Genomic DNA, 6,845 nt, shown 5'->3' on the forward strand with positions numbered 1-6,845 from the left:
GTTCTTCGCAGCGGCCAGCGTAGGGGCGCGGAAAGCACAACAAGAATTTCGGGAATGAGACGTGAAGGTCACGGGGCAATTTGAGACGATCCGTGCAACGCGCACAGGGCGTCCGATTGAACTAACGCGACAGGAAGCCAGGGCACTAGCGGGCGGATGGTATCACTGGTCTGTCGCACGTCATCCACTTGGAAACCTCGAACGGTGGGAAGCTATTCGTGACCGCGTTCATGAAGCGCTCCAGGAAGCTGTTGGCGACGCTAAATGGGAAGCTAATGACCCTGACGACCTATGGCGGGAAGATAAAGAACTGCGAAAGAAAATTCGTCCCGTTTTGGCGGACGTAGGAGAGACTGCTCAATTCCTTGCCACGAAACACCTGAGGCTGACCCGCGAAGCTCACGATAGCTTTCTCGATTGGCTATACGACGATCTGTCGGCTGCGTTGACGCGCCTGATGCGTCAGGTCCAGGGCGACTTTGGCGACGATGGGTACTCAAGCCGCTTCCCAGCGTTTGTACGCGCGGATGGTAGCGAGACACCCAAAGAACTCTTTGATGCATGGGTGAGCGGCAAGCCCATGCCGCCGCTCAGTGTCTAATGCTGACACGCTTTAGGGCTCGGCGGCAACCGGGATAAGTGTTGCCTGCGTAGGTGCCCGAATTTGCAGAGTGCAAATAGCAAAAAGCTCCGGAAACGTTGAGTTTTCGGGGCCATCAGGTTCGATATTTTTGGCCGATTTATTTGCTCGTCGGCTTCGTGAGGTTCGCCACCGCTAGCTTTGGTCTTCGCACCCCACTAGGGCGTGTACTGAAATCCGCCTGATGTCGGCTTAGCCCCCAAGAGCGACCGAACAACGGACATTGCGCGACGTCTGCAGGGTTTACAGGCCAAGTAGCGATCGCCTTACGTACCAATCGTCAAACTTCGAAAGCGGCTCAAATAGCCGCATGAACCCTTTGCCGCTGAGCAATGTGAAGACCTTCTGCCGGTTCGGCTCAACGAAATTGTGTTCGACCGTCATGATCTTGATGTCGTAATCGGCGAAATCAAAGGCTTGCAGGATTTCGAGTTCCGATCCTTCGGTGTCGATGGAGAGATAATCGATTTCCTGAGGGACATTGTGTAACTTTAGTAGATCGTTGAGCGACACGGTCTCAACCGAATAGGTCGTACCCTTCATCCGCCCGCGCCTATTGAAATCCGTGTCTACTAGATTGTTGAGCGTCGACAATTCCGCAATTTCGGTTTCCTTGAATTCGAGCTTTGCGCCCGTTTCCCTCCATACGCAGCGGGTATCAATCGCCGCCTTGCGATTCGCCTTCAATGCCCCCTGCCAGCACTTGGCTGGCTCCGCGAGCAGCCCCTTCCAGCCGAAATGCTGCTCAAGTGCGAATGTGTTACTGAGATCACAGCCGTTAGTCGCGCCGAACTCCACGAAGAAGCCGTCGCGTTTGCCTTTCGTGAGAAAAATCACCAGCAGGTCCTGGAACAACTGTGCGTACGAGTTCATAAAATGCATAGCGCAATAACGTGTAAACAACCCACCCAACTCGTTCGGATTTTCCCTGACATAGCCATGAATGATACTGCGCATACCCAAGAGCTCGTCGAAGCAAGCGAAGATTGGGTGCGGTTTTGTCTGTGTCATCGGCATACCTCCGCAACGAACGCCGCCGCCGTCTGCTTGGGGCTTACTCCCACACGACGCTGAAACCGCGCGGGGCTTGCGATGCGCCGACGCGCAGGTTCAGATCTGCGTTGATCGACGATGCAATTAGAGCAGGGATTTGCTGCTCGCGGAATAGGGCTCGGCGGCATTTTGCGAAACGGCAATCCTGAAATCGTCACTTCCGCAATGGGTCACCTTTCGACCGATCCCGCGCGGCCGCCATATGTCGGTTGCACCCTCGGAAGCGGACGTCCGGACCGCTGGGCGTTTATGGCTTCGATCACTGCTGGCGGCGCATTGCGCTAGGTGTGACGAGCGTCCGTGACGCCAAGCTCCGCCGTGGCCCGCATCCGAATGGACATAGGATCACGCTCGCCAGTCTGCATGGGGGCGAAGTCGCAACCGCGATCGGCGATCCCGGTAAAAACTTTACCCCAGCCCTATCCGAAGGTTTTCGCCGTCCGGCCGAAGTGCAAGAAGTGCCTGATTTTGCTGGTGCTGCCGCTCAGGATTGAACTGAGAACCTCTCCCTTACCAAGCCTATGCGGCCTTTGTTTCTCAATAGGTTTGCAGGGCTTTTCAGTGGAAAGGGACAGCTTTTACAGGCACGTTTCGGTTACCTTCGTCTTGCATCCACACCATGTCGAGCCCTTTCTGCGTGGTCTTTTCCGTCTACGACGCGATCTATAGGAAAGGTCGTGCCGGCTTAAGGCGGGCGCGTGAAGCGCAAAAACATGCGTAAGAAATATCTACGCGCGAGCGCGGACACGCGAGGAGTTTCGCCACGCGAACGCCCGGCTTTCGAGTCGGGCGAACACGCCATGCTCGAGGACAAGCATCAAAACGACGAACATCATGATCCAGGCCAAGGTTTGCTTGATGTCGAATTGATCGAACCGAAAAAAACATGTAGCCGATGCCGTATTTGAGCCCGAAAGTTTCGGCCAGGGCCACGATTTTCCAGGTCTCGCCGAATGCATAACGAAAGGTGGAAAAAATGTACGGCATGAGTTGCGGTAGGTAGACCCTGCGCAGAAGCAAATACGGCTTGGCCTTGAAAGTCGCCCCATCTCTGCAAGCGACTTGTCCATCGCCTTTGTGCCCTCAAACATATTCACCGCAACGTAGGGGGTGACTACCGCCAGGACGGCGACCAGGCCGCCGGCTTCGCTGAAACCGAACCACATAATCGCGAGAAAGACCATCAGAATGGTCGGCATCGTCAGCATCAACGGAATCACGGCCAGCAGCGAACGTTCGCACAGCCGGTTCAATCCCATCGCCAAGCCTTTGCCAGTTCCGGCGATCATCGACGCCGAAAAGGTAATAAAGATGCGGGCCAATGTAATGCCAATGTCAAAATAGGGCGATTCGCCCTCGGGTAAGCGAGTGTGGAGGTCCGCCACCATCGTTCGTGCGATCGCCCATGGGCCGGGCAGCACTTGCGGATCGTGCATCGCGGCTGATGCTGCCGACCAGAGAAGCAGCAGCACGATGATCGAGCTTATACGCAGGGCGATGCTCTTGAACCGCAAGGCCATTTACGTTTTCGCTTCCACGACGCTGAAGAAATCACGCACCAGGGTTTTTTCCAAATCGAGGATTGCCGAGTCTTCCGGCCTTCGCGGCCGCGGAATATCGATCGTTACGCGCTTGAAAATCCGCCAAGCCGCTCCGAGAGTGAGGCTGCGATAAGACCCGCAACAATGTCAGTCGCATAGCCGGTTGGAAAGCCGACGATGAGATGTACCGGCCGTGACGGATAGCTGTCGGCCCTGACAGCGCGCGAGCTAACTGATAGCGCGGTGGCGGCCGCGAGGCGCAAAACGTCTCGACGGGGAATCTTCATTGCGAACCCCATGGCGCTGTCGCCGTCAAGCAAGTGCCGAAAGCACCAGACGTCGGCTATTGTTTGTGATCGTTGCCCGCCGCAGGCAAAAGCGCTGCCTTTAATTTCACAGGAGCCCGGCATGTCCCGGCGACAGCTCTCAGCAAAGACTATCTGTGGTGGTCTGCGTTTGGTTGCGACCCAGTGTCGCGTTCCTTTAGACGGAACGTCGCATGGTGGGCGGGCGGTCCAAGCACAGAAATGAGCTAGGCATCCCATGGGGCCGCCGAAATGAAGTTGTGAGAAGCACTCTTTGCGCCGCGATCTAACCATCGCCCGCTGACGGAGCTCGGGGCCGCAAAACTTGCGCTTTGAAACGGCGGCTTGCAGCGCGCCGCGGCTATCAACTGCATAGGCGGACGTGCCGCAGGAGTTGGCTTGCAGCTTCGGTATACGATCCAACCAGGCGCCGCGAACCAGCCGTGCCGGAACTCGGGGTGAACCGCCGAGCAGCGGGCGCAAAGAACAATGTCAGATACAACAGGGAGGTCGGAATGCCTAGAGTGAATCTGCTTCAGCGCCGCACCGCCATTTTTCTGGTGAGCGGTTCTGTCGCGCTCATGACTGGCGCGTTTGGCGTGGCGCCGGTCAATGCGGCTCAAGGTGCGCCGTCTCCGATCAAGGCGACCGAACTGATACCGACGCCGAACCCGTCACTCGCCTACAACACGATGGCTCAAGCCATGGGGCTGTTCGCGAAACATGGGCTCGTGCTGCAGTTGGGACCGAAGCTCGGCGGCGGCGGGCCGGTCCGCGTGCAGGCGGTCACCACCGGCAGCACCGACGTTGCGACCAGTGACATCATTTCCGTCTTCGGCGGCATTTATTCCGGCGCCAAGCTCAAAATCCTGATGGTCATGACGCCTTACGGCGATGAAGAAATATGGGCGCTGAATAAATTCAAAAGCATGCAGGACGCCGTGGGCCAGAGCTGGGCAGTCGCCAGCCTGGGTGGCGCCCAACGCTTCAATGCCCAAATGACGGCCGAGGGGATGGGGTTCAAGTCAGATGCTTTTCGATTTATCCCTATTCCAGGCGCCGACGGTCCGCGACTCCAGGCCATGGATACCGGCCGCACGCAGCTTGCGACCTTGTCACATCTGGGCGCTGCACTCGCGGCTGCCAAAGGCTACACGAAGCAGGTCCACGTACTCATTCCGCACACCGCGAAATATACGTCGCCGATTCCCCGCATTGTGATCGTTGCGCGTGAGGACTGGATCAAGAGCCACGAAGCGGTGGCAACGCACTACGTCGAGACCATGCTGGACGCCGGCAGGCAATGGGAGAACCATGCCAGCACGTGGGTAACTCCAGCACAAAAGATTTTCGCAAACAGCGGGTTGGACGCCCAACAGCTGAAGGCTGCCTGGCAGCTGTTCCGCGACGGCGGCTATTTCTCGGTCAATGGCGGCATCAACTATGCTGCCACGCAGAAGATCATGGATCTGTTCTTCAAGTTGCGGAACGAGAGCAGCAATCAATATTTGTCCAAACCGTCCGACGTCTACGACACCGGCCCGCTCAGGGCGGCCCTCGACAAGATGGGCGTCGTCAAGGGTACGCCGAGCCTGCCCGACGTTCCGGACTGGTACGGCAGCAAGGCTGCGGCCGCAAAATAAGCTGGCTGTTCAGTTGCTGGTCGGCGGCCCTTACCTAACTTCCTTCCGGATTGAGTCCGCCGGCCATGCCTGAACTTGAGTTCGTCAACCTTCGCAAGAGCTACCGCAGCCCACGCGGCGAAAACCTTTAGCGCTGGCCGACTTCAGCAAGAAGCTCGGCGGCGGCCGTTTCGTCACGGTCGTCGGTCCCAGCGGTTGCGGTAAGACAACGCTGTTGCGCATGGCGGCCGGCCTTATCGTTGCGGACAGCGGCGAGGTCCGGCTCGATGGCGCGGTGCTGACCACCCCAAGCCCGAAAATGTCGATGGTGTTCCAGGCGATCGGCCTGATGCCGTGGAAGACGATCGACGGCAATGTTGCTCTGGGAGTCCAGCTCCGGGTGCATCGCCGTACGCTCGACGCGGCCGAGATGGAGCGCGTTGACGCGACGATCGCGCTCGTCGGCCTGAAGGGGTTCGAGCATTACATCCGCACCAGTTGTCGGGCGGCATGCAGCAACGCGTCGGCTTGGAGCGCGCGCTGGTGCGCCAGCCGGAAATCCTGCTCATGGACGAGCCTTTCGGTGCACTCCGACGCGCAGACGAGGGCGGTGCTGCAGGACGAGCTGTTGTCGCTTTGGGGCCGCGTGAACAGCACCGTGCTGTTCATCACCCACGATCTCGATGGGGCGATCTATCTGTCCGAGACTGTCGTCATCATGGGGCGCCGGCCGGGACGGATCAAACAGGTGCTAGAGGTGAAGCTGCCGCAGCCGCGTTACAGCTACGATGCGAGGGCCGAGGTGGAATTCACACGGCTGCGCAGCATTGCGTGGCAGAGTATCAAGGAGGAGTTATGAGTGCGGCGACGATCGACGTCTTCACTGCCTTCGTCACGCTGACGGCCTCCGGGGAATTGGTGCGCGCCACCGCGCAGACCATCTGGCCGTTCGCCGTCGGCCTCGTCGTCGCCTTCATCGTCGGCACGGCACTTGGTCTGGTGCTCTGAATCTTTCGTCCAGCAGCCCGCATTCTCGACCCGTATATCTTCGTGTTCTGGTCGATCCCAAATATCGCCTGGCTGCCGCTGTTCATCGCCTGGTTTGGTGTCGGTAACCTGACACTCGTTGTCTTTGTGTTCGTGTCGGCGGTGTTTCCGCAATTGCTCACCGTCGAAAACGGGGCAAAGGAGACGGACAGTTTTCTGGTCGAGGTAGCGCGCTCGCTCGGCGGCACCAGACGTGAAATCCTGCTTATCGTGGTGTTGCCGTCGGCGCTGCCTTATATCTTCGCCGGGCTGCGCATCGCGGTCGGCCGCGCGCTGGTCGGCATCATCGTCGGGCAATTGCTGATCGTCGCGACCGGCATCGGCTACATGTCTCAGTTCTATGGCGAGACGCTGTCGCTCGCCAAATATTTTGCACCGTTGATCGTCATCGCGGCGCTCGCCGTGCTGCTCAATCGCGGTGTCAATTGGGTGGAACGCGTCCTGATTCCGTGGAAGCAGCATGCGTTTGTGTAAGCAGGCGGCGGATGAAATCTCCGCACCGAAAGAAATCCGAGTACAACGAACAGCGCCAGCACCACGAACTGGCCGGTCAAGAGGATCAGCTTGCCACCGTCTATAAGGCCGAAGCACGTCTGGAATCGTATCCCTGACGCAATACGTGAGCGGATCGTTCAAC

The 6,845-nt window shown here is 58.3% G+C and carries 7 protein-coding genes and 2 pseudogenes; 5 read left to right on the forward strand and 4 right to left on the reverse strand.

Annotation, left to right across the window (positions count from 1 at the left end; translation table 11 throughout):
- Positions 1 to 61 precede the first annotated feature (61 nt).
- Positions 62 to 601: a hypothetical protein gene (locus WB528_RS27505; RefSeq protein ID WP_423892493.1), complete on the forward strand. Its 540-nt coding sequence runs from the start codon at positions 62 to 64 to the stop codon at positions 599 to 601.
- A 282-nt stretch (positions 602 to 883) separates the two neighbouring features.
- Here the strand turns inward: WB528_RS27505 and WB528_RS27510 are convergent, their stop codons facing one another.
- The 4 genes and pseudogenes from WB528_RS27510 to WB528_RS27525 form a co-directional block, all read right to left on the reverse strand.
- On the reverse strand, positions 884 to 1,651 hold the full coding sequence (locus WB528_RS27510) for an FkbM family methyltransferase (RefSeq protein WP_423892494.1): 768 nt from the start codon (positions 1,649 to 1,651) through the stop codon (positions 884 to 886).
- Positions 1,652 to 2,356: 705 nt separating this feature from the next.
- Complete coding sequence (locus tag WB528_RS27515; RefSeq protein ID WP_423892497.1) at positions 2,357 to 2,680, reverse strand: hypothetical protein; 324 nt, start codon at positions 2,678 to 2,680, stop codon at positions 2,357 to 2,359.
- Positions 2,605 to 3,213, reverse strand: a pseudogene (locus WB528_RS27520) (ABC transporter permease); the annotation flags it as partial. The gene WB528_RS27515 and the pseudogene WB528_RS27520, both read right to left, overlap by 76 nt.
- A 104-nt stretch (positions 3,214 to 3,317) precedes the next feature.
- Positions 3,318 to 3,521, reverse strand: coding sequence for a hypothetical protein (locus WB528_RS27525; RefSeq protein ID WP_423892495.1), 204 nt, complete (start codon positions 3,519 to 3,521; stop codon positions 3,318 to 3,320).
- A gap of 533 nt (positions 3,522 to 4,054) precedes the next feature.
- Between WB528_RS27525 and WB528_RS27530 the strand changes: the two genes are divergently transcribed.
- From WB528_RS27530 to WB528_RS27545, 4 genes and pseudogenes are all read left to right on the forward strand, one after another.
- Positions 4,055 to 5,182 carry an ABC transporter substrate-binding protein gene (locus WB528_RS27530; protein WP_423892496.1) on the forward strand — a complete coding sequence of 376 codons (1,128 nt, stop codon included), beginning with the start codon at positions 4,055 to 4,057 and terminating at the stop codon, positions 5,180 to 5,182.
- A 133-nt stretch (positions 5,183 to 5,315) separates the two neighbouring features.
- Positions 5,316 to 5,633: pseudogene (locus WB528_RS27535) on the forward strand (ATP-binding cassette domain-containing protein); the annotation flags it as partial.
- 383 nt (positions 5,634 to 6,016) lie between these two features.
- The gene (locus WB528_RS27540; protein WP_423892499.1) at positions 6,017 to 6,169 is read left to right on the forward strand and encodes a hypothetical protein; all 153 of its coding nucleotides are present in this window, start codon (positions 6,017 to 6,019) and stop codon (positions 6,167 to 6,169) included.
- Positions 6,170 to 6,682, forward strand: a complete 513-nt coding sequence (locus tag WB528_RS27545; protein WP_423892498.1) for an ABC transporter permease — start codon at positions 6,170 to 6,172, stop codon at positions 6,680 to 6,682.
- Positions 6,683 to 6,845: the final 163 nt, after the last annotated feature.

Origin of the sequence: Bradyrhizobium sp., from assembly GCF_049586575.1 — a bacterium.
Classification (GTDB): Bacteria; Pseudomonadota; Alphaproteobacteria; order Rhizobiales; family Xanthobacteraceae; genus Bradyrhizobium.

Coding starts and splice junctions, on each gene's coding strand:
- WB528_RS27515 (WP_423892497.1), bottom strand. CDS start 2,680: ATGCCGTACATTTTTTCCACCTTTCGTTATGCATTCGGCGAGACCTGG.
- WB528_RS27540 (WP_423892499.1), top strand. CDS start 6,017: ATGAGTGCGGCGACGATCGACGTCTTCACTGCCTTCGTCACGCTGACG.
- WB528_RS27510 (WP_423892494.1), bottom strand. CDS start 1,651: ATGACACAGACAAAACCGCACCCAATCTTCGCTTGCTTCGACGAGCTC.
- WB528_RS27525 (WP_423892495.1), bottom strand. CDS start 3,521: ATGAAGATTCCCCGTCGAGACGTTTTGCGCCTCGCGGCCGCCACCGCG.
- WB528_RS27530 (WP_423892496.1), top strand. CDS start 4,055: ATGCCTAGAGTGAATCTGCTTCAGCGCCGCACCGCCATTTTTCTGGTG.